Here is a 23,010-nt window from a genome sequence, read left to right on the forward strand (position 1 = left end):
ACGTGACGCCGATCTTGCGGAAGCAGACGGTCGCACGCACCCAGACATCGGTGTTTTCTCCGCTGTCCTTGCTCCGATTGAGACTGCGCTTTGACCACTTTTGCGACGAGTCTGTCTACCCGTGCGAATCATGGAAAAGATCAATTTGCGCGTCGCTACGCAAAAAACTGTTGAGTACTTCATTTTTTTGACGCCAAGTATTTTCTGACCGACTAATCTAAGAACAGACCTGCAATGCCCCCAATTGGATTTGTCGAGGCTTTCTCATGCAGTGGCGTTCACATTCCTTAGCGGTCCGTCTTACGGCAGGTATTGTTTCCATCATTTTGTTCGTCTACGCGCTGGCTGGCCTGGCGCTTTACCAGAGCAAACAACAGCATGAACTTCAAGCGATCATCACAACAGAGAACCTGGCGCGGTCCTTGTCAATCAACGTCTCTGGCATCCTTGATAAAGTTGATGTCGCCCTGTTCGCGGTCACCAGCGAAATCGAGCGGCAAATGGCTGCCGGAGGCATTGATGGGCCGTTGCTCAACGGGTATCTGACACAGCAGCAGGCGCATATTCGGGATTGCGAAGGGCTGTGGGTGGCGGACGAGAAAGGTAATGTCCCTTGGGGTACGTTAATGACCGCCGGCAAGATAACGAATATAACCGACCGAGAGTATTTCCAACGCCTGCGTGAGAATTCGCATCTGGGAATGGTCGTATCCAAGCCTGTGATAGGACGCACCACAAAAGCCTGGTCGGTCCTCCTGTCCAGACGCATCAACCACGCTGATGGCTCCTTTGCAGGTGTGGCGCTGGGCTCGTTGCGAATGATGGAGTATTTCACCGACATGTTTTCCACTATTGATGTTGGGAAACAAGGGGTCATCGCTATTCGTGATGAGGAGATGGCGCTCATCGTCCGGTTTCCGAAAGTAGCCAATGATAGCGGGCAAGTTGGCGCCAGGCTGGTTTCAGCCGAGGCTACAGAAGCGACTCGATCGTCCCCGGAGGCCGGGAGTTACACCGCCGTGGCTCCAGTAGATGGCATCGAGCGACTCTACAGCTATCGAAAAATTGCTAATTACCCTCTGTATGTTTTTGTCGCAAAAAGCACCGACGACTTTCTTGCTCCCTGGCGAAAGGAAGTGGTTATCACACTTTTGCTGGTGGCAGTTTTCACCCTGGCCATTCTTGTTTTCACGCGTACCAGCTATCGACGTGAAACTGAATCGCGTAAGGCGAAAAAAATGGAGGTCTTTCGTACCGTGTTCCGCACCAGCCCGGATAGTCAAGTCATCACCCGCCTTGAGGATGGGCGACTACTTGAGGTCAATGACGGATTTACACCCGTATTTGGCTGGACACGGGAAGATACTATTGGCAAAACGGTTTTTGATATCGATATCTGGCGCTACCCGGAAGAGCGTCACACGTCGGTTCGTCTCTTGCAGCAAAACGGATATTTCATTGATCGTGAAGCTGAATTTGTCAGCAAGGATGGCCGAACGTGGCCCGGTCTGGTTTCGGCGCACGTGATGACCCTGGATGACACTTTGTGCATTCAGGCGATCGTCCGGGACATTAGCGATCGAAAGGCTGCCGAGCAGCAGATCCAACGGCTATCGTTCTCTGACCAGCTCACGGGATTGCCCAATCGCCGACTCTTTATGGATCGACTGGAGCAAGCATTGATTTCGAGTGCTCGCCATCAATGGATCGGTGCATTGATGTTCGTCGATCTCGATGATTTCAAGTCAATCAATGAAACCATGGGGCATGGCCAGGGTGACTTGTTTCTAATTGAAATCGCCCACCGATTGAGGCGTTGTGTGCGGGAGGGCGATACCGTCGCCCGCCTTGGAGGCGACAAATTCGCTCTTATTCTGGAAAGCCAGAGCGCCAATACTCAGGAGGCGGCGAGCCATGCTGAAAGCATTGGCGAAATAGCTTTGCGGAAGATCGAGCATCCTTATGAACTGTGCACATCCATCCTGCACCGAACGGGCAGCATAGGTATCACTCTGTTCGGCGAACAGCATGAGGATGCAAGCGAGCCCTTGAAGCGCGCCGAGTTGGCTATGTACCAGGCCAAAGCCTGCGGACGCAACGTCTTGCGCTTTTTTGACCCACAGATGCAGGCGATCGTCAGCGCTCGAATCGCACTTGAGGATGGCTTGCGCGAGGCGATCAAACAACACCAAATCCTGCTGCACTATCAACCGCAGATCACGGACCAAGGTCGCATTACAGGGGTGGAAGCGTTGGTGCGCTGGGAAGACCCGCGCGGCGGTATGATTTTTCCGGCAGATTTCATTCCACTGGCAGAGGCGAGCGGCTTGATTATTCCGCTAGGCCAGCAGGTGTTGAAGATGGCCTGTCAGCAGTTGGCGGTATGGGCAGATAGAACCGAATTCTCGCACCTGAGCATCGCCGTCAACGTCAGTACTCGGCAGTTTAATCAGGATGACTTTGTCGAACAAATACGGTCTGTGCTCAAGCGCTGCGGTGCCAATCCTCATCGTCTCAAGCTGGAGATTACTGAAAGTATGCTGGTCTCCAACGTCGAGGATGTGATTGCCAAGATGAATGCGTTGAAGTCCATCGGCGTTGGATTTTCGCTGGACGACTTTGGCACCGGTTATTCCTCCCTGGCGTATCTCAAGCGCCTGCCGCTGGACCAGCTCAAGATCGACCAGGAATTTGTCCGCGATATCCTGGTGGACCCAAACGACGCTGCAATCGCCAAGACGGTGGTCGCATTAGCACGCAGTATGAGCTTGTCGGTCATTGCTGAGGGGGTGGAAACGCAAGCTCAGCGCGACATGTTGGCGGATTTGGGTTGCCGTAACTATCAGGGGTATTTATTTGGTCACCCCATGGCAGTAGATGCATTAGAGGATTACATCGAAAGCGGAATGGACCTCGTCCTTACAGATCGCTCGGGGTATCAGCGTAAGTGAGGCCCCCATAGTCCTGTAGCGGGTTTTGACCCGACAAAGCGCTGGCCGACTTTGCCGGGCATCACCGAACCGATGTAATCGTGATGAGAAATGCGCATCGCAAGGGGCTGGGAAAATGGGTGGGTGTACGGGCTATTCGCACATTTTCAGAATTTTCTTAGTGATATATCTGCCTGGATTTGACGTATCGGCGTGCACTGGGTGCGTGTGGTTGTCAGCACGTACGTGTTGAGCGGGCAACTCGACAGGGCACAACCCAATAAGAAAAAAAGGGAAAGATCATGAATCATGTATTTCGCCTTGTCTGGAGTGCACGTTCAGGTACTTTCGTAGCCGTCAGCGAGCATGCGAAGTCCCATGGTAAAGGTCGCCGCGGTGGGCGGCGGGTTCGCAGGCTCCGGACGCTGGCCTTGTTGTTGTCGGCGGGCATGGCGTTCAGCCCCATACTGCAGGCGGCCGATCGGTATTGGGATACCAGCGGCACGACACTGGGCTCGGGGGGGACCGGCACCTGGAATCTCTCCAGCGCTTTTTGGAGCCCCAACAACGACGGCGTCAGCGGCCCCTACAGCGTCTGGAACAACGTCGCACTGGACGACGCCTTCTTCGGTGGTACCGCCGGCACCGTGACCTTGGGCACACCGATCACCGTGCACAACCTCACCTTTCAAACCACCGGTTACACGCTCAGCGGCAGCACCCTGACCCTGGGGGGAATCACGCCCACCATCAACGTTACTGGCGGCGCCACCATCAACTCGATCCTGGCGGGCAGCGCGGGTCTGACCAAGGCGGGGGCCGGTACCCTCACCCTCAACGGCGCCAACACCTTTAGCGGTGGTGTCGTGGTCAATACCGGCGGCCTGGCCCTCAACGGCGATTCTGCGCTGGGTGCGGCGGGCAACGGTGTCACTATGGCCGGCGGCACAAGCTTGAGCAGCACCGGTGCCCTCGCAGCGAGCCGGAACATCACCCTCACCAGCGGGACTCTCTTGCTGAGCGGCGCAGGAGTCGGCTCGGCCCGCTTCACCGGCGCCGGCGGGCTCAGACTCAATGGCGGTGTCAGCCTCACCAACGCCGCCAGCAACTATACCGGGGCGACCATTTTCGGTAACGGGAATGGCGGCAGCTTTTCGTTCAACTCCATCGCCGATCTGGGCGTGGCCAGTTCCCTGGGGGCGCCAACGACGGTGGCCAATGGCACCATCACACTTGGGTCCGGCGGTGGTGTTGGTGCAACTCTGAGCTATTTCGGTGCCGGCAGCAGTTCCAACCGCAACTGGCAACTCAGCGCCGCGGGCACCGTAGCGCCGCTCACCTTCCGCAACATAGGGACAGGCACGTTGACACTGACCGGCAACATGGTCGTGTCCGGTGGCAGTAACTTTGGCACCAGCTTCAGTGCCAATAACGCCGACATGTCATTGCTGGGCATCATTTCAGGCAATGGGTCGGTCTCCTATACCGGTGGCGCCGGAAGAACCATCACGCTTGGCAACGTCAATACGTATACGACCGCCACCGGCATCAGCGGCGTAACCGTACGGGCCGGCTCGCTCAAGGACACTGGCACCGCCAGTTCCTTTGGCACCGGCACGGGTGGTGGCATCGGTATCACCAATGGCGCCTTGTCTTACACTGGCGCTGGCGATAACAGCAATCGGACATGGGGGCTCAACGGCGGCGCGATCAACAATGACGGCACCGGCGCGCTTGCGCTCAGCGGCACCCTGGCACTCACCAACACCGGCACGCTCGGCGGAAGCTACACGGGGGCCGACAACCTCCTCTCGGGCGTCATCTCGGGTACGGGCGGCCTGGCCAAGAGCGGCGCCTCCACGTGGCTGGTCAGTGGCGCCAATACCTACACCGGTAGCACCACGGTCAATAGCGGCACGCTTCGCGCCGGCAGCACCACGGCCTTTGGAGCAACCAGTGGGGTTGCCGTGAACAGCGGCGGTACGCTGGATCTCAACGATCTGGACATCACGGTGCGCTCGTTGACTGGTACGGGCGGCACCGTCGACCTGGGATCGGGGACGCTGAACCTGAGCGATGCTGCGGGTATCAGTACCGCCTACGCCGGCAACATCACCGGCAGCGGTGGCCTCGTCAAGACCGGGGCCAGCACGCAAACCCTCACCGGGACCAACACCTATACGGGTGCGACCACGATCAACGGCGGCACGCTGCGGTTGGACTACGGTGCAGCCACCGCGCCCACCAGCAACATCATTTCCAGCGCCTCGACCCTGAACATGGGCGGCGGGGTGCTCAATGTGATCGGTGCCGCTGGCGAGGCCAATACACAGACGTTCAACGGTCTCCTCGTCACCGCAGGCAACAACACGATTGGCGCGACATCCGGCACCGGTGGCAGCATGACGCTTAACCTGGGAGCGATCACCCGCACCGACGGACTGGTTAACTTCAACTTGCCGGGCAGTGGCAACATCACCACCACCAATACCACCCTGGGCGGTTGGGCCACGGTCAACGGCACCAATTATGCCAAGGTGGTCGGTGGCAACATCCTTGCCTTCACCACGACGGACTATGTCAACAAGGACGATGCTTCCGCCTGGCTGAACAACGAGATCCTCAGCGATGCCGGTGGCACTGCGAACTCGCCCTTTTTCGGCACGGTGAGCGGCAGCAAGCAAATCGGCGGCTTGCAGTACACCGCGGCAGCCAACTCCACCGTGACCGTGGGCGCCGGTAATACCCTGGGTGTGGATGGCACCATCATCGTTGCGCCGTCGGTCGGGGCCAGCAATCAGACGATCACGGGCGGTTCGCTCACCGGTACCTCCGGCGGTGGTGTGTTGGGCATCCAGCAGAACGGCACCGGCAACTTCAGCATAGGGTCCCAGATCGTCGACAACGGCACCGGGATCGGCTTCACCAAGGCCGGTACCGGGCTGGTCACACTGACCAACGCCAACAACACCTACACCGGCGCCACCACCGTGTCGCAGGGGATCCTCTCGGTCGGCAACATTACCAACGGCGGCACCGCGAGCGGCATCGGCGCCTCGTCCTCGGCATCGTCCAATCTGTTGCTGGAAGGCAGCACGCTGCGCTACACCGGTGCCACGACGACCAGCGACCGCGGTTTCACCCTTGCCAAATCCGGCTCGATCCTGGGCAGTATCGTCGATGTCACCAGTGCCACCAGCAACCTGACGTTCAACGGTCCGGTCACCAGCGCCGATGGCGCCACGTTCACCAAGACCGGCGCCGGCACGCTGACGCTGGGCAACGCGGGCAACGACTACACCGGCATCACCACTGTCTCCGGCGGCACACTGGCGGTCAACACCCTGGCCAATGGCGGTCTGGTCAGCGGCATCGGTGCGTCCGGCAATGCTTCTGGCAGTCTCGTCCTTAATGGCGGCACGCTCGGTTACCTCGGTGGTACGACCAGCACTGACCGTGGTTTCACCCTCGGCACGCCCGGTGCTGGCGGCAGCGTGGGTGCCATTGGCGTGAGCAACGCTGCCACGACCCTGACCATCAGTGGTACGGCAGTGGGTGATGACGGTTTTCGCAAGGACGGGCCGGGCACTCTGGTGCTCTCCGGCACCAATACCTACTCGGGCGGTACCACGGTCGCTGCCGGCACGCTGCGCGCTGGGTCCACCCAGGCTTTTGGCACTTCAAACAACGGCCTGAGCGTGGCGAGCGGAGCCACGGCGGATCTCAACGGTTTCAATATCTCGGTCGGGGCGCTACAGGGCCTCGGCAATGTGAACCTGGGCTCCGCCACGCTAACGTCGCTTCTCAGCGGGACCTTCGGCGGGGTCATCAGCGGTAGTGGCGGCTTTACGCAGGGCGGCGGCACCCAGACCATGTCCGGTTGCAACAATACGTACACCGGCGCCACCGCCATGAACAACGGTGGGATTAGCGTTGATTGTCTGGCCAATGGCGGGCAGGCAAGCGGTATCGGCGCATCGACCAGCGCTGCTTCCAACGTTCTGTTCAACAGCGGTACTCTCAATTACACCGGTGGCAACGTCAGCATCGATCGCGGGCTGACGATGCAGAGCGGGTTTGGCGTGCTTAATGTCACCAATGCGGCGACCACCCTGGGCATCAGCGGAGCGGTGGGCGGCGCCGGCACCCTGTACAAGAGAGGGCCCGGCACGCTGGTGCTGTCCGGTAACAATACGTACACCGGCGGCACAGTGGTCGATCAGACCGGCATCCTGCGGGCCGGCTCAGCCACGGCCTTTGGCAATGGCTACCTGAGCATGGGCAACGTGGCCGGCGCCACGCTGGATGCCAACGGTTTCAATCAGTCGTTCACGTGGTTGCAAGGGGGGGGCACCACGGGCGGCAACATCAACCTGGGCGGACAGACACTGACAATCAGTCAGGGTAACAATACGGCTGGCGTTGCCTATGCAGGCAACATCATTGGCGCCGGTAACCTGGTCAAGAGTGGCGCGCAGGTCCAGCGAATGACCGGATGCAACAACAGCTACACCGGCACCACTACCATCAATGGCGGCACCCTGGCCGTCGACTGCCTGGCCGACGGCGGCAGCAACAGTGGCACCGGCGCCAGCAGTGCGGCCGCAAGCAACCTGCTCATCAACAATGGCGCCACCCTGTCGTACAGCGGCGCGGGCCAAAGCAGCGATCGCCTGTTCACGCTCGGCACGGGCGGTGGCTCGCTGGATTCCTCGGGCACAGGAGCATTGAACCTGACCAACGTCGGCGCTATTGCGTTGACCGGCACCGGCGTCGCGCGCACGTTGACGCTCAACGGTACCAACACCGGCAACAACACGCTGTCGGCGCAGCTCGACAACAACGGTGCGGGCGTCAGCTCGCTGACCAAGACCGGCACCGGCACCTGGATCCTGACCAACAACACCAGCAACTACACCGGTGTCACCACCATCAACGGCGGCGTGCTCGGGGTCAGCAAACTCAGCAATGGCGGCACGGCCAGCGGTATCGGCGCGGCGTCCAGTGCGGCCGCCAACCTGGTGATTGGCAACGGCTCGACCTTGCGCTACACCGGCGCGGGCGACAGCAGTGATCGACTGTTCACGCTGGCGGGCGGCGTTTCGTTCCTCGAATCGTCCGGTACGGGCGCGATCAACCTCACCAATCCCGGCACGATCGGGCTATCGAATCCGAACGTGGCGCGCACCGTCGCCCTGGGCGGCACCAACACCGGTAACAACACCGTGGCCGGCGTGATCGGCAACAGCGGCACCGGCATTACCACGCTGGCCAAAAACGGCAGCGGCACTTGGGTCCTGACTGGCAACAACACGTACACCGGCAACACCGTCATCAACGACGGCAACCTGACGATCGGCGACGGCAACACGTCGGGCAATCTCGGCACCGGCAACGTGATCGTCGATTCGGCGACCTCGACGTTGTCGATGAATCGCAGTGATACGGTCATCTTCAACGCCACCATGAGCGGTCCGGGCACCTTTGCGCAGGTCGGTACCGGCACCACCACGCTGACCGCGGGCAACAGTATCGGCGCCACCACGGTGAGCGCGGGCACGCTGGACGTGAATGGCGTGCTGAACACCGGTTCCATCGCCATGAGCGGTACCTCCACCCTGAACGTGGACGGCACCGTGCAGGTGGCGGGCGCAACGACTGCCGCGATCACCGGCGACGCAGGCGCTAACACGATCAACGTCAACACCGGTGCGACCCTGCACACCAACGGCGACTTGGGCGATGGCAGTGATGCCCTCACGGTGACCGGCACGCTGGACACGGGTGCTGCGGTGTTGAACCTGGGAGCAGGCAACGACACCCTGACCATCAATGACGGAGTGATCAACGGCGCCGGCGTCGACGCGGGTGCCGGCACCGCCGACAGCCTGGTGATCAACAACGCCCTGGCGAAGACCTTCGGTGGTTTCAGTGGCTTCGAGCAACTGACCAAGCAGAACACGGGCACGCTGACGCTGACCGGCAACCAGAGCTACAGCGCCGGTACCGCGATCAACGGCGGTACGCTGGATGTGAGCGGTACGTTCGATACCTCGACCGTCTCGATGGCGGACGCCACCACCTTGAACGTGGATGGCACAGTGCAGGGCATGGGCGGGACGACTACAACCCTCACCGGCAGCGCCGGCGCCAACACCCTCAACATCAACAGCGGCGCGACGCTGCAAGCAAACGGCAGCCTGGGTGATGGCACCGACAACGTCACCCTCGCAGGTACGCTCAACACCGATGGCGCCGCCCTCGACCTGGGAGCGGGGGACGAAACCTTGACCCTGCATGACGGCGCCGTGATCAGCGGCGTGGGTATCGATGCCGGAACCGGCAATGACCAGTTGGTGCTCGACAATGCCCTGGCACTGACCTTCAACGGCGGCGCGACTGCGGGCTTCGAAAGCCTGCTCAAGCAGAACAGCGGCGTCACCACCCTGACCGGCAGTCAGAGTTTCAGTGCCGGAACCACGATCAACGGCGGCGCACTGGATGTGGTGGGTGCGCTGGAAACGCCCACCGTGGCACTGGCGGACGACACGACGCTCAATGTCAATGGCTCACTGCAGAGTGTTGGCGGAGCAGCGGCCACGATCACCGGCAGTGCCGGCGCGAATACCTTGACGGTGGGGGCTGGCGGCAACCTGGTCGCCAGTGGCGATCTGGGTGGCGGCGACGATGTCCTGGACGTGGCCGGCACGCTCGATACCGATGGCGGTACTTTCGCACTCGGCGACGGCGATGACACGCTGAGCATCCACGACGGCACTCACATCATCGGCGCCGTGACGGCGGGTGCGGGCACCGATACTTTCGCCACTGATATCAATACCAGCGCAGACGTGGGCGCCGTGCAAGGGTTTGAAACCCTGACCAAGACCGGCGTCGGCGCACTCAACTTCAATGGCCCGACGGGTTCGGACTTCACGACCGTCAACGTGCTGGCCGGCATCTTGAACATCAATGCCGCGGCCAGCTTTACCGGGGTATCCGAGGCGACGGTCGCCAGCGGCGCGGCGCTGAACGTCAACGGCAGCCTGGGTTTCACCACAGGTTCTGACAGCTTCACCGTTGCAGGCGATGTTGCGGGGACGGGCACCGTCGACTTGCTCGATGGCGACGATCAGTTAACGCTACAGGATGGCGCGGATCTAAGCGGTCTGACGACCTCGATCGACGGTGGCCTCGGCATCGATACGCTGACGGCCGACATCGCCACCACCGCGGCCCTGGGGGGCGCGGTCAATTTCGAAACCCTGATCAAATCCAATGTCGGCACGCTCAATATCAACGGACCGGTGACTTCGCAGTTCGATACGGTGCTGGTGCAGGGCGGGACGCTGTACATCGCTGCGGGTACCGTCGTCGATCCGCAGACCACCGTGGTGTCCTCGGGCGCGACAATGACCGTGGACGGGACGTACCAAGGCACCACGGGCAACGACACCTTCACGGTGTCGGGCACGGTCAATGGCACGGGCACGATCAACCTGCTCGGCGGCGACGACATACTGACCTTGAACGACGGCGCTGACCTGAGCGGGCTGGCCAATCCACTCGACGGTGACGCGCATGGCGCAGGCGACACGGTGGTGTTGAACAACGCCGGCGCATTTGCCCTCAACGGCGGCAACATCGTCAACTTCGAATTCCTGCAGAAGGACAACACCGGCACGGCGACGCTGACCGGGACACAGAGCTTCAGCGGCGGCACGGCGATCAATGGCGGCACGCTGGATGTGGACGGTGCGCTGACTACGCCGACCATGACGCTTGCCGACAACACGACGCTTAATGTCAATGGTTCACTGCAGGGCGCGGGTGGTACGGCCACGACGATCACTGGCAGCGCCGGCATCAATACGGTGACGGTCGATGGCACGCTGGTCGCGACCGGCGACCTTGGGGCCAGCGACGATGTGCTCGACGTGGTCGGTACGCTCGACACGCTGGGCGGGAGCTTCGCGCTGGGCGATGGCGACGACACCTTTACCGTGCACGACGGCACCAATGTCATCGGCACTATCGACGGTGGTGCCGGCGTGGACACTCGCGTCTACGACATCAATCTAACCGCCGACCTGGGCCAACTGGTCAACTTCGAAGGTGTGACCAAGACCGGTACCGGCACTCTCAACCTCAACGGCCCCGGCGCGACCGATCTGCAGGAAGTCAGCGTGCTGGGCGGTACGTTGAACATCGGACCCGCCGGCAGCGTGGTGGCGACCCTGGGCAGCACACTCACCACGGTAGTGGGCAGTGGTGCGACCTTGAACGTCGACGGCAGCTACGGTTGCGGCGACGGCAACGATGCCATGACGGTGTCCGGCACGGTGTCGGGTTCCGGCACCATCGACCTGTGTAACGGCGATGACACGCTGACCCTCAACGATGGCGCAGTGCTGAGCAACGTCGTCAGCGGCGGCAACGCCAGCGATACCGTCGTGCTGAACAACGCCAACGCCTTTACGTTCGACGCTGGCAACACGACCAACTTCGAGCTCCTGCAGAAGGAAAACACGGGAATTGCGACCCTGATCGGAACCCAGGGTTTCAACAGCGTCGATGTGATGGCAGGCACGCTGGATGTGGACGGCACGCTGGAGACGTCGACTTTGGTTCTGTTTGGCGGCACGGCGCTCAACGTTGACGGCGTGGTAAGAGGCTTCAATGGCGCCGAAGTGTTTCTCGGCGGTGATGATGACGTCAACACGGTAACGGTCGGGGCCGGCGGCTTACTGTTTGCGGCAGGCGACTTGGCGGGCGGCAACGACGTGCTGGACGTGTTCGGTGAACTCGACACGAATGGCAGCGGCTTCAGCGGCGTGCTTTCGCTGGGCGCCGGCGACGATTTGTTCACCCTGCACGACGGGGCGGTGGTGGATGGCGTCGTCTACGGCAGCGATGGCACCGACACCGCCATCGCCGATATCAACCTGACTGCCGATCTCGGCGCACTGGTTCAGTTTGAGGTCCTGACCAAGACCGGCACCGGCATCCTGAACATCAATGGCGATACCGTTGACGTGTTGTTCCCGTCCTCCATCCAGAACGTCAACGTGCTGGAGGGCACGTTGAACATCGGGCTGGATGGCATCGTGGAGGGGCCCGCCGACGGTAGTCCGCTCAATACGCTCGTTGCGAGTGGCGCCACCCTCAATGTGGACGGCAGCTATGGCTGCGGCACCGGCACCGACACGATGACCGTGGGCGGCACGGTGACGGGCAGCGGCACCATCGACCTGTGTGACGGCGACGACACGCTGATCCTGAACGACGGCGCGAATCTGTCGGGTCTGGTCAATGCGCTGAGTGGCGGAAACGGAACGGATACGGTGTTGGCCGACATCGCCGGCAGTGCGATCCTGGGTGGTGTAGTCAACTTCGAGACGCTGACCAAGACCAACATCGGCACGCTCAATGTCGATGGCCCGGCGTCTTCGTCGTTCACCACGGTCAATGTCCTCGGCGGCACACTGGATGTCGGTGCCGCCGGCGCGATCAACGGCGTGGTCACCACGACGGTGGCAAGCGGCGCGACCTTGAATGTCGATGGCGTCTACACAGGCAGCGCGGGCAACGACAGCGTCGACGTGTCCGGCACGGTCAGCGGCAGTGGCACCATCGACCTGGCTGCCGGCGACGACACGCTGACGCTCAACGACGGTGCGGCGCTGAACAACGTCATCGACGGCGGCGCACATGGCGCAGGCGACACTGTCGTGCTGAACAACGCCAACGCGCTGAGCTTCAACGCCGGCAACACGATCAACTTCGAACTCCTTCAGAAGGACAACACCGGCACGGCGACACTGACCGGCACACAGAGCTTCATTGGCGGCACCACCATCAATAGCGGCACGCTGGATGTGGACGGTGTGCTGAGTACGCCGACAGTGGCGCTTGCCGACAACACGACGCTCAATGTCGATGGTTCGCTGCAAGACACGGGCGGCACGGCCGCGACGATCACCGGCAGTGCGGGCATTAACACCGTCACTGTGGGGGCGGGCGGAACGTTGCTCGCCAGCGGCGACCTGGGCGCCGGCAACGATGTGCTCGATGTACTCGGCACGGTTGACACGCAGGGCGCAATCTTCACGCTGGGCGATGGCGACGATACCTTCACCGTGCACGACGGCACCAATATCATCGGCACCATCGACGGTGGCGCCGGCCTGGACACCCGCATCTACGACATCAACCTGACCGCCGACCTGGGCACGCTGGTCAACTTCGAAGGTGTGACCAAGACCGGTGTCGGCACCCTCAACATCAACGGCCCCGCCGCGACCAACCTGCTGCAAGTCGATGTACTCGGCGGCACGCTGAACATCGGGCCAAGCGCCACTGTATCGGCACAGGACACCACGGTCGCCAACGGCGCGACGTTGAACGTGGACGGCAGCTTCACCGGCACGAGCGGTAACGACACAATGACCGTAGCCGGCAGGCTGACAGGCACGGGCCCCGTTGATCTGCTCGACGGCGACGACACCTTCACTGTCCAGGACGGCGCCGATCTTTCGGGCCTGGCGAATGCCGTAGACGGTGGGGCGGGTACCGATACCTTCCTGGCGGACATTGCAGGCAACGCCACGCTGGGCGGCGCGATCAATTTCGAGACCCTGACCAAGAGCAACATCGGCACACTCCACGTCGATGGGCCGGCGAGCTCGAGCTTCACTGCCGTCAATGTGGCGGGTGGCACGCTGGACATCGGTGCCGGCGGAGCGATCAACGGCGTGCTCACCACGTCGGTGGCGAGCGGCACGACGTTGAATGTCGATGGCGTCTACACGGGCAGCGCGGGCAACGACAGCTTCAACATGTCCGGTACGGTGAGCGGCAGTGGCACCATCGACCTGGCTGCCGGCGACGATACGCTGACCCTCAATGATGGCGCGGTGCTGAACAACGTCATCGACGGCGGCGCAAACGGCGCAGGCGACACCGTCGTATTGAACAATGCAGCGGCGATGACGTTCGATAGCAGCAATACGACCAACTTCGAATTCCTCACCAAGGACAACGTTGGCGTCGCGACCCTGGCCGGCACCAGTACCTTCTCCGGTGGTACCGCGCTCAATGCCGGCACCCTGGACGTGGATGGCACGTTGAATACGCCGACCGTCGCGCTGGGTGATAACACCACGCTGAATGTCGACGGCAGGTTGCAGGCGGTCGGCGGCACGGCGGCGACGATCACCGGCAACGCCGGCACCAATACGGTGTCGATCGGCGCGGGCGGCACGCTGCTGGCCATTGGCGACCTGGGCGCGGGCAACGACGTGCTGGATGTCGCCGGCACACTCGACACCGGGGGCGGGATCTTTGCACTGGGTGATGGCGACGACAACTTCGTGGTTCACGACGCCACTGTGGTGCTGGGCACGATCGACGGCGGCGCCGGGCAGGATACCCGCGTCTACGACATCAACCTGACCACCAACCTGGGCGAATTGCTGAACTTCGAGGGTGTGACCAAGACCGGGGCCGGCGTGCTCAACATCAACGGGCCGGGCGCGACCGATCTTCAGGAAGTCAACGTGCTGGGCGGTACCCTGAATGTCGGCCCCAACGCCAGCGTGGTGGCGACCGCTGGCAGCACGCTCGCCACTGTGGTGAGCAGCGGTGCGACGTTGAATGTGGACGGCAGCTACGGCTGCGGCGCCGGCAACGACACGATGAGCGTGTCGGGCACCGTCAGTGGTAGCGGCGCCATCGATCTGTGTGGCGGCGACGATACGTTGACCCTCAACGATGGCGCGGTGCTGAACAACGTCATCGACGGTGGCGCGAACGGCGCAGGCGACACCGTCGTGTTGAACAATGTCGCGGCGATGACACTCGACGGCCTCCACACGACCAACTTCGAATTCCTCACCAAGGACAACATAGGCGTCGCGACCCTGGTCGGCACCAGTACCTTCTCCGGTGGTACCGCGCTCAATGCCGGCACCCTGGACGTGGATGGCACGTTGAATACGCCGACCGTCGCGCTGGGTGACAACACCACGCTGAATGTCGACGGCAGGTTGCAGGCGGTCGGCGGTACGGCGGCGACGATCACCGGCAACGCCGGCACCAATACGGTGTCGATCGGTGCGGGCGGCACGCTGCTGGCCAGTGGCGACCTGGGTGCGGGCAACGACGTGCTGGATGTCGCCGGCACACTCGACACCGGGGGCGGGATCTTTGCACTGGGTGATGGCGACGACACGCTGACCATCCACGATGGCACTAAAATCCTGGGCACGGTGGCAGCAGGAGCAGGCAACGACGTCTTCAATGCCGACATCGCGGCGAGCGCCGACCTGGGCGCCGTGCAGGGCTTCGAGACCCTGAGCAAGACCAATGTCGGCGTGCTCAACATCAACGGCCCGTTGGGGTCGGAATTCACCACGGTCAATGTGCTCGCCGGCACCTTGAACGTGGGCGCCAACGGCAGCGTCAAGGCGCAAAACACGACGGTCGCCGCCGGTGCCACGCTCGACGTGCAGGGCAGCTATGCGGGTACCGCCGCAGATGACAGCTTCACCTCGAGAGGCACCGTGCGCGGCATGCTGGACTTCGGTACCGGTAATGACTCGGTCAGCTTCATCGGCGGTGATTTGAGCGGTCTGCGCAGTCTGGGTGGGGGGGAAGGCGATGACCACCTCAGTTTCAGCGGTCTGGACCTCGGTACCGGTGCTCCGGCGCTGAACAATTGGGAGCAGGTCGAATTACTCGACGGCAGCGTTTTCGCGCTGGCCAGTCCACTCGACCTGAACGCTGGTCTACTGACTCTCGACAGCACTTCGCGCCTGCTCGCCCGCTCCGGTGCAAGCATTGGAGGAAGCGTTCATAACGACGGCTTGATTGATGTCGGATCGCACCGTCTGGCGATCAGCGGCGACTACGGCGGTAACGGCACCCTCGACGTGCAGGTCGCTGCCTCCGCCGGTACGTCTGGTGGGTTGGACATAGGCGGTGATGTGGTCGGTTCGACGCGTGTCAATTTCGCCAACGATGGCACTGAGGCCAAGCCGGGGACAACGATCCGAGTCATCAGCAGCCCCAATGACAATCCGTCGACCGCCGGAGGCTTCGTGTCGGACAAGACCGTGCGTTTGAACGGTAGTGTCCTGGCCTGGAATTTCGCTCAGGGCGAGAATGACTCGGACTGGTATTTGAGTTCGGCCGACAAATTGCTGTTGCCGGAGATTCCCGGCTATACGGTGGTGCCGGATATCGGCTATAGCATGACTCTGGATAACAACCGACTGCTGTTTGACCGCATGGCCGGCGGCCGTGGGGATAACCCCTACTGCAACCGCAGCGAGGAAGAGCGCACGCGCATTGGTCTGGAGTGGTTCGGCACCTGCGAAGGGTTATGGCTGGCCGCCATCGGCAGTCACTTGTCGATGGAATCGAATCCGGGGTTCGAGTTCGATGGCAACAGCACGGGGCTCTATGCCGGCTACGACCACCTGTTCGTGGACGAACAGGCTTCCCGCATGCGTGGCGGTCTGTTCATCGGCCAGCAGCGGGGCAATTACTCGACCACAGGCGAGAGTTCGACCGGTCCGGTGAGTGTGGGCAGATCCGACGTGGACATGGACGCACTGGCGTTTGGCGCCTATGGAAGCCTGGATTGGCAGAGCGGCACCTATGCCGACCTGAGCCTGACGGCTCTGCTGCCCGATGCGCAGGTCCGTTCGTCCGATGGCTTCAGCGAGCAGGTGCACGGCGACATCTTGAGTCTCAGTGGACAAGTAGGGCACAGGTTTCCCCTGAGCAACGGGTGGGTAGTAGAGCCGCAGTTCCAGGCGAGTGCCATCCACATGCGCTGGGATGACAAGACCGACTCAAGCGGCAAGCAACTGAATATAAAGGACGATGTACTGGGGTTAGTGAGGACTGCGGTGCGCCTCGAAAAGACCGTCGTGACGGATGGCGGCGCGACCCTGAAACCTTGGCTGACCGTAGGGTTGCAGGACACCCTGGGGGAAAACTCAACAAACCTGGAAGTGACACTGCCGGGCGGGACACGGCAGGACTTCTCCGGACATGACTTGGGATTGAACGCAACTCTGGATGTGGGGCTGGAGGCCCAGGTCACTCAGGATCTGAGGGTATTTGGCACGGCTTCGGTGATAGGCGCGAACCTGGGTGGCAGCGATGTGAGTCAGCAGCAGGTTAGCCTCGGAGTACGCTGGACTTGGTAAGGGGGGCTGATGGCTTATAGGATTGTCGTGGCTGTAGCTGGATATTGATTTGGCGGACTCGTTCACCGCCAAATTCGATGTAAACAAAACCCCTGGTTTCGAAAGAAGCCAGGGGTTTTGTGCGTTTTGGGCCGTAATATTTTTGCAGGGCGCCAATTCGGTAGGGGTGGTCGTTTTTTCGCTTTCTGGTACAAAATGGATCAAACGGCGACGTGACGGGCACGTGCCTCTACCGGGGTGGATACACACTCGTCATGCAGGACCTCACCATGGAACAGGCGGAGCTGGAAAAGATTCATGTGGAGATCGTCAAGCTCATGGCCGAGCAGCGCAAGTTGAACGCTGAGGCTGGAAAGATGACCCGCGAGACTTTTTGGTATCCGATGGCCGTTGCCACAGGCCTGATTGGGACTGTAGCGACTGTCACTACAGTGTTGATCAAACTTCTGTAATTCCATTTACCGAAGCCTGTAAGAAAGCGTTATCAATGGCTTCTGCAGTGGCGTGTCCTGTTAAACGCCTTGCGTGAAACCCCAGAAATCGACCAAAGGAAGCTCCATGATCACCACCACGACCCAAACCATTGAAGGCCGACAAATCACGGCTTACCTGGACATTGTCAGCGCCGAGTCTGTGCAGGGGATCAACGTTGTCCGCGACGTCTTCGCCGGGATGCGGGATATCTTTGGCGGGCGTTCCCAGACGTTGGAGCGCGCGTTGCAGGAAGCGCGGATGCAGGCCACCGACGAAATCAAGGAGCGGGCGCGCGCCCTTCATGCGGATGCGGTGGTGGGGCTGGATTTTGAGATCAGCATGCCAGCCGGCAAGGGTGGAATGGTGGTGGTGTTTGTGACCGGGACGGCGGTCAAGCTTGGATGAAACAGGGAGTAAGTCATTCGTCGGGCACGCAGTAAGCTGGATGACAGGTCTGGTTGTGACCGGCTAGTCTGAAACCCTTGGTGGTCGGTATTTTTCAGGCAAATCCGGACTTGCCGGTATCGATTCCGTTTGGAGAGGGGTGAAGAGATGGCTGATCCGTATATCGAGGACGACGGTGCAGAGTTTCCGATCAACAACTATGTACAGTGTGGGCAGACCGAGTATGTAGCCAGCTTTGGTGAAGACCAGACGGAGGTCGACAGAATCAAAACCCGAGCTTGCCGAGTCCAGAAGGGCAAATTCCTACCCAAGGTTCCTACCCCTGTCAGGAAGTAATTGACCCGAAAGCAGACCCCGCCAATGAGCGGGGTTTTTCTTGCCGGAAAGATTTGTAACCAGCAATCATCTGCCAGAGATTTTTCACAAAGTTTTCACAGACACCCTCGTAGTCTCAGCTCATCCGTTAGAAAGCAACACCTGGCCCGTTTCCCCAGCGGGCTTTTTTTTGTCCGCAATAAAACCTTTCCCCAAAACGCTGTCCAACGCTCGCAAAACGCGATGTTGAACCGGCGTGCTGGACATCGTCTGCACGAAAGCATTCAATCTCGCCCCTTCTTTGTTTAGCTCTATTTTTGAGGTTTTCGTGATGCGTTTAACACTGCCTGCTGTGATTCTGGGGCTTTTGGTTACTCAAGGTGCAATGGCTGGCGACGGCACCGCCGCAATCGGCGGTGGTTTGGGCGGCGCACTGGGTAACGTCGTGGGTCAGAGCATGGGCGGCAGCACCGGTGCTGCGATTGGTGCTGGCGTGGCTGGCGCGGCAGGCAGTGCAGCGGCCGCCAAAAAAGGTCATCGCACCAGCGCAGCGATCGGTGGTGGTGTTGGCGCCGCGGGTGGTTCGGTGATCGGCAATAGCCTGGGCGGCAAAACCGGTTCGACCATCGGTGCAGGTCTGGGCGGTGCGTTGGGCGGCGGCGTGGGCAGCAACCTGGCCCACGGTAAAAAGGGTCACTGATCCTGATCGACTCTCGAGAAGCCCGGCTTGATGCCGGGCTTTTTCGTTTATGAACGTTTCGCGCTTTAACGCCTCAAATACTGCATACCCTGGAAGATCGTGAGGCGTGCCATGAACCCGAAAGCCCAAGGCAATAATTCTACGAGTCTGAATGTTCGACGTTTGTCGTTGCCTGCGTTTGTTTTTGGCTTGTTGATTGCCCCGGTTGCGCTGGCTGCAGGTGATGGTGATGCGGCGGTAGGCGGCGGTCTTGGCGGGGTGTTGGGTAACGTCGTCGGTGGGCAAATGGGCGGCAGCACCGGTGCAGCCATTGGCGCTGGCGTGGGCGGGGCGGCGGGCAGCGCGGTCGCGGCGCCCAAGGGCAGTCGCACAGAAGCGGCGGTTGGCGGCGGTTTGGGCTCGGCGGGTGGTTCGGTGATCGGTAACAGCCTCGGAGGCTCGACCGGGTCGGCCATTGGCGCTGGCGTGGGTGGAGCAGTGGGTGGTGCCGTCGGCAACAACCTGGGCACCGATAATGACCACTCCCATTCCGGTGGGGGTCATAAACATAAGAACAAATACAAGAATAAAAATCATTGAGCCACAGGGCTTAACAGCAGAAACCCGGCCCGGTGCCGGGTTTCTTGTTTCTGTCGCTCGGACTTCGTAGCAGTGACCTGTAGGCCGATTGATCGAGTCTTGCAGTCGAATGACCGGTTGTCTTCTGGATCGAACGCGGTCATCGCCCTGGCCCTCAAAACATCAGAGCCTGTATTTCAGGCCCCATGAGAGGTGCCAGATGAACACTGATCCGAAAGACTCCGATATCGACGAAACGCCGGAGTATCCGCTGCCGTCCCCTACCGATTCCTTAAGCCGCGATCAGCGCCCGCCTGATGACGAGGCAGGTGTCGAGCAAGTGCCGAACGAGGATGTAAGGCGTGGTGATAGTGATGTTGAGGCGAATCCTGATGATTCAGATAGTGCCGATGAGGACGGCTTGGGTGAGCCGAGCTGATCCATATTTCCAGGGCCGCGAGTTGATGGAGCTACCCCCTTGAAACAGCGCGGCTGCCAGATCAGGTATGCGACTTTGAAAGGAGGTGCACCATGATCAGGTCAAAAGTGATCGCGTTGACGGTAGCTGGATTGTTATCGGCCAATTCATTGATTGCCTTTGTTCAGTCTTCGGGCGGCGGGCCGCCAGTCGACAAGGGTGGAATGCCGCCCTATACGGAAATGAACGCAGAGAAGTCGGGACCAGAGAATGTGTTGCCACCAGGCAGTATTGGTGGCGGGAATGGGGGGATGCGGATGGGAGTAATACAAATCCGGGGAAGGGGAGTGGGTCTATGAGTGGTGGCGGTTTGAGGGAGAGTGGTCCTGGGGGGGCTGGAGGATCAGGTCGTTCTGAGGAGAATACGAGTGTGGGGGCGGGTGGTTAGTTTCAGTTCCTGCTCCGAAGTTTATAACCCAGCGATCCGCTGGGTTTTTGTATATGACGTTAAGTATGATCCTCGGTCTCATTATAGTAATGATCATGCCAGACCGTGAGAAAAGAGAATCAATTCATACCTCCGGTTGCTTTGGAAAGGAGTCAATCCATTGCTTATAAAATTCCCTTTGCTCTTGAATGTCGTTTGTAATGTCTGTTTCTTCATAGTCGAAAATGTTGACTATATCTTCCGGTTCAGATGTTTGGCCTAACGTAAGTTCATAAGCCACTATACCAGCAGACATTTGTGATGCCATTCTTGATGGGTAGACATTGAGCTTCGCTCCTTTACAGAAGAATTTCGTTTCTGAAAAGTCGGCTCGTAATAGTCCGAGGCATTCATACAAGTCATGTGCTGCATAGATTTTTTTTGAGCCGTCCTCCATCACTAATCCGATCGTTCGCTTTTGCCGATCACATTCAATAAAGATTTTCTGAGTAATCCCATTTGTGCTTGTCGGTATTTCAATAATCTTCATGGCCATTTCCTGTTTGGATTAGGTATTGAGTAACCCTTGTAGCTACCATCAGCGTTAACGGGAGAGGCGCCTAGAATATCTTTGCTATCTATGCCTCCTGGCATCGCTATCTCGACTTCTCTTCTATGAGGCGAAAGAATGCCGAGTTTTTTATTTACATCTATCCCGCGAATATTTTTTATTGTATAGACGAATCCATCTTCAAATCCTTGCCCGGTTGCAAAGTTTATTGCTTGTGTTTCTGAAGTCGACGTACTGACAAAAAAGCTTGGAGGATTTCGGTTGTCTCGTGCGTGTAAATAAACATCCATACTCTCTCCGAGTGGTTCAAATCCAACGTCAAAAATCTCCCAGGGTTCCCGTGAGTCTCCTCGGTAAAGATATCGATTTTTAGGTTTTGAATAGGGCGCATTGGGTGCTCCCTCATCCACCTTCGCCTTCCCCGCCGGATCATGCTCCCCAATCGACGGCTTTTTGCACCCATCCCCCCCCGGACATTCAGCCAACCCCAACGGATCCACCCACCCCGTCGGATTGCGCGTGTACTGATACGAATTCAGCCCACCCGCGAGCTTCAGCGGATCTGGCGTCAGATAACGCCCGATGTCCGGGTGGTAATACCGATGCCGGTTGTAGTGCAGGCCGCTTTCCGCGTCGAAGTACTGCCCCTGAAAACGCAGCGGTTGTTCCAGTTGCTCGCCGCCGCCATGAGTCAGTTGGCTGACCTTGCCGTAGGCGTTGTACTGCGCCGACCAGACGATTTCGCCGCTGTAGGCGGTGAGTTCTTGCGGGGTGCCGAGGTGGTCGAGTTGGTAGTAGAACGGGCAGGCTTTTTTCGGGCCTTTGCCGTCGAGCAGGGCCAGCGGGCGGAAGGTGCCGGGTTCGTAGACGTAGCTGCGGTAGTGCTTCGGGCCGCTTTCGGCGACGAGCTGGTCGCCTTGCCAGAAAAACTGCGTGGTCTGGCCGTCGACGGTTTTCTGGATGCGTCGGCCGAAAGCGTCGTAGCGGTAGGACGTTTCGCGGCCGTCGGCGGCGGTGTGGCGGATCAGACGGTGCTGGCTGTCGTAGGCGTATGCCGTGACTGACGTCGGCGTTGTGCCGCGGCGTTCGCGGATCAGGTTGCCGAAGGCGTCGTAGTCGTAGTGGCTGTCGCCGTTGCGAAGCAGGCGATTGCCGTCGAACGCCGTCGGGCCGGGGCGGTCGTGGATCAGCAGGTTGCCGGCCGGGTCGTGGGTGAAGTTTTCCGGCGGTTGTGCGCGGGTGTGGCGCACGCTGGTCAGGCGGTCGAGCGGGTCGTACTGGTAACGGCGCTGGCCGTGTCGCGTGTCGGACAGGGCGTCGAGGTTGCCGTTGGCGCTGTAGGCATAATCGCGGCGGTACAGCGATTGGCGGTTCTGGCTGACGGCATGCGCCTGCAAACGGCCCTGATCGTCGTAGGCGTATTCACTGAGCAGCAGGCCTTGCTGGCGCTGCTGTTCGCGACCTTGGCTAAAGCTGTGCGCGGTCAACCGTGAACCGTTGAGGTCGATCGCCGTCAGCGCACCGTCCTGGCCATGCCGATACTCGAGCACGCTGGCGTCGGGCAGGCGCAAACGTTGAAGCCGGCCGCAGCTGTCATAACCGTAACGCAGGGTGCCCCAGCCCTGGTGTTCGGTGATCAAGCGGTCCTGGCGGTCGTATTCGAATTCCAGCGGGTGGTCGTGGCCGTCGTCGACATTGATCAGCCGCCCAAGGCTGTCGTAGCGGTAACGAACCTCAATGCCGTCGGGCAGGGTCTTGAGCAGCAGGCGCCCGGCGCTGTCCCGCTCGTACGCCGTAACCAACGTAGAGCCGTCATCGCCGAACTCGGTTTTCTCCAGCAACTGCCCGTTGCGGTCGTAGGCATAAGCGGTGCGCCGCCCATCGAAGCCGGTTTCCTGTCGGATCAATCCGCCCGCCGTGTAGTCCAGGCGATAGCGCTCGCCGGACTCGTTCTCGATCTCGGTGAGCAGCAGCTGCGCGTGGTCGTAGCGGT

11 protein-coding genes and 1 pseudogene are annotated in these 23,010 nt (G+C 60.4%); 10 read left to right on the forward strand and 2 right to left on the reverse strand.

The window, feature by feature from the left end; all coding sequences use genetic code 11:
- Nucleotides 1-266 precede the first annotated feature (266 nt).
- The 10 genes and pseudogenes from CKW19_RS18365 to CKW19_RS18405 all read left to right on the forward strand — a co-directional run bounded on the left by CKW19_RS18365 (nucleotide 267) and on the right by CKW19_RS18405 (nucleotide 20,378).
- Nucleotides 267-2,951, forward strand: coding sequence for an EAL domain-containing protein (locus CKW19_RS18365; RefSeq protein ID WP_095059127.1), 2,685 nt, complete (start codon nucleotides 267-269; stop codon nucleotides 2,949-2,951).
- A 29-nt stretch (nucleotides 2,952-2,980) separates the two neighbouring features.
- A pseudogene (locus CKW19_RS29560) lies at nucleotides 2,981-3,076 on the forward strand (universal stress protein); the annotation flags it as partial.
- A 156-nt stretch (nucleotides 3,077-3,232) separates the two neighbouring features.
- Nucleotides 3,233-17,149: an autotransporter-associated beta strand repeat-containing protein gene (locus tag CKW19_RS18370; RefSeq protein WP_095059128.1), complete on the forward strand. Its 13,917-nt coding sequence runs from the start codon at nucleotides 3,233-3,235 to the stop codon at nucleotides 17,147-17,149.
- 269 nt (nucleotides 17,150-17,418) lie between these two features.
- Nucleotides 17,419-17,601: a hypothetical protein gene (locus tag CKW19_RS18375; RefSeq protein WP_095059137.1), complete on the forward strand. Its 183-nt coding sequence runs from the start codon at nucleotides 17,419-17,421 to the stop codon at nucleotides 17,599-17,601.
- A gap of 106 nt (nucleotides 17,602-17,707) precedes the next feature.
- The gene (locus tag CKW19_RS18380; RefSeq protein ID WP_095059129.1) at nucleotides 17,708-18,028 is read left to right on the forward strand and encodes a YbjQ family protein; all 321 of its coding nucleotides are present in this window, start codon (nucleotides 17,708-17,710) and stop codon (nucleotides 18,026-18,028) included.
- A gap of 147 nt (nucleotides 18,029-18,175) precedes the next feature.
- The gene (locus CKW19_RS29135) at nucleotides 18,176-18,364 is read left to right on the forward strand and encodes a hypothetical protein (RefSeq protein WP_095059130.1); all 189 of its coding nucleotides are present in this window, start codon (nucleotides 18,176-18,178) and stop codon (nucleotides 18,362-18,364) included.
- A 310-nt stretch (nucleotides 18,365-18,674) separates the two neighbouring features.
- Complete coding sequence (locus CKW19_RS18390; RefSeq protein ID WP_095059132.1) at nucleotides 18,675-19,043, forward strand: bacteriocin; 369 nt, start codon at nucleotides 18,675-18,677, stop codon at nucleotides 19,041-19,043.
- Between the two features lie 111 nt (nucleotides 19,044-19,154).
- Nucleotides 19,155-19,622, forward strand: a complete 468-nt coding sequence (locus tag CKW19_RS18395) for a glycine zipper domain-containing protein (protein WP_095059133.1) — start codon at nucleotides 19,155-19,157, stop codon at nucleotides 19,620-19,622.
- A 199-nt stretch (nucleotides 19,623-19,821) separates the two neighbouring features.
- Nucleotides 19,822-20,040: a hypothetical protein gene (locus tag CKW19_RS18400; RefSeq protein ID WP_095059134.1), complete on the forward strand. Its 219-nt coding sequence runs from the start codon at nucleotides 19,822-19,824 to the stop codon at nucleotides 20,038-20,040.
- A 92-nt stretch (nucleotides 20,041-20,132) separates the two neighbouring features.
- Nucleotides 20,133-20,378 (forward strand): hypothetical protein, encoded by a 246-nt coding sequence (locus tag CKW19_RS18405; protein ID WP_256580351.1) that lies wholly within the window; start codon nucleotides 20,133-20,135, stop codon nucleotides 20,376-20,378.
- Nucleotides 20,379-20,591: 213 nt separating this feature from the next.
- Here the strand turns inward: CKW19_RS18405 and CKW19_RS18410 are convergent, their stop codons facing one another.
- Together CKW19_RS18410 and CKW19_RS18415 are read right to left on the reverse strand one after the other, a co-directional pair.
- Nucleotides 20,592-20,996, reverse strand: a complete 405-nt coding sequence (locus tag CKW19_RS18410) for a hypothetical protein (protein ID WP_095059135.1) — start codon at nucleotides 20,994-20,996, stop codon at nucleotides 20,592-20,594.
- Nucleotides 20,993-23,010 (reverse strand): RHS repeat-associated core domain-containing protein (locus CKW19_RS18415; protein ID WP_177408828.1); only part of this gene is annotated, 2,018 nt, incomplete at its 5' end. The genes CKW19_RS18410 and CKW19_RS18415, both read right to left, overlap by 4 nt.

Origin of the sequence: Pseudomonas sp. Irchel s3f7 (genome assembly GCF_900187615.1) — a bacterium.
Classification (GTDB): domain Bacteria; phylum Pseudomonadota; class Gammaproteobacteria; order Pseudomonadales; family Pseudomonadaceae; genus Aquipseudomonas.

Excerpts from the sequence above, each read along its gene's own strand:
- CKW19_RS18380 (WP_095059129.1), top strand. The coding sequence starts at position 17,708 with ATGATCACCACCACGACCCAAACCATTGAAGGCCGACAAATCACGGCT.
- CKW19_RS18405 (WP_256580351.1), top strand. The coding sequence starts at position 20,133 with ATGATCAGGTCAAAAGTGATCGCGTTGACGGTAGCTGGATTGTTATCG.
- CKW19_RS18375 (WP_095059137.1), top strand. The coding sequence starts at position 17,419 with ATGGAACAGGCGGAGCTGGAAAAGATTCATGTGGAGATCGTCAAGCTC.
- CKW19_RS18370 (WP_095059128.1), top strand. The coding sequence starts at position 3,233 with ATGAATCATGTATTTCGCCTTGTCTGGAGTGCACGTTCAGGTACTTTC.
- CKW19_RS18410 (WP_095059135.1), bottom strand. The coding sequence starts at position 20,996 with ATGAAGATTATTGAAATACCGACAAGCACAAATGGGATTACTCAGAAA.
- CKW19_RS29135 (WP_095059130.1), top strand. The coding sequence starts at position 18,176 with ATGGCTGATCCGTATATCGAGGACGACGGTGCAGAGTTTCCGATCAAC.
- CKW19_RS18400 (WP_095059134.1), top strand. The coding sequence starts at position 19,822 with ATGAACACTGATCCGAAAGACTCCGATATCGACGAAACGCCGGAGTAT.
- CKW19_RS18365 (WP_095059127.1), top strand. The coding sequence starts at position 267 with ATGCAGTGGCGTTCACATTCCTTAGCGGTCCGTCTTACGGCAGGTATT.
- CKW19_RS18395 (WP_095059133.1), top strand. The coding sequence starts at position 19,155 with ATGAACCCGAAAGCCCAAGGCAATAATTCTACGAGTCTGAATGTTCGA.
- CKW19_RS18390 (WP_095059132.1), top strand. The coding sequence starts at position 18,675 with ATGCGTTTAACACTGCCTGCTGTGATTCTGGGGCTTTTGGTTACTCAA.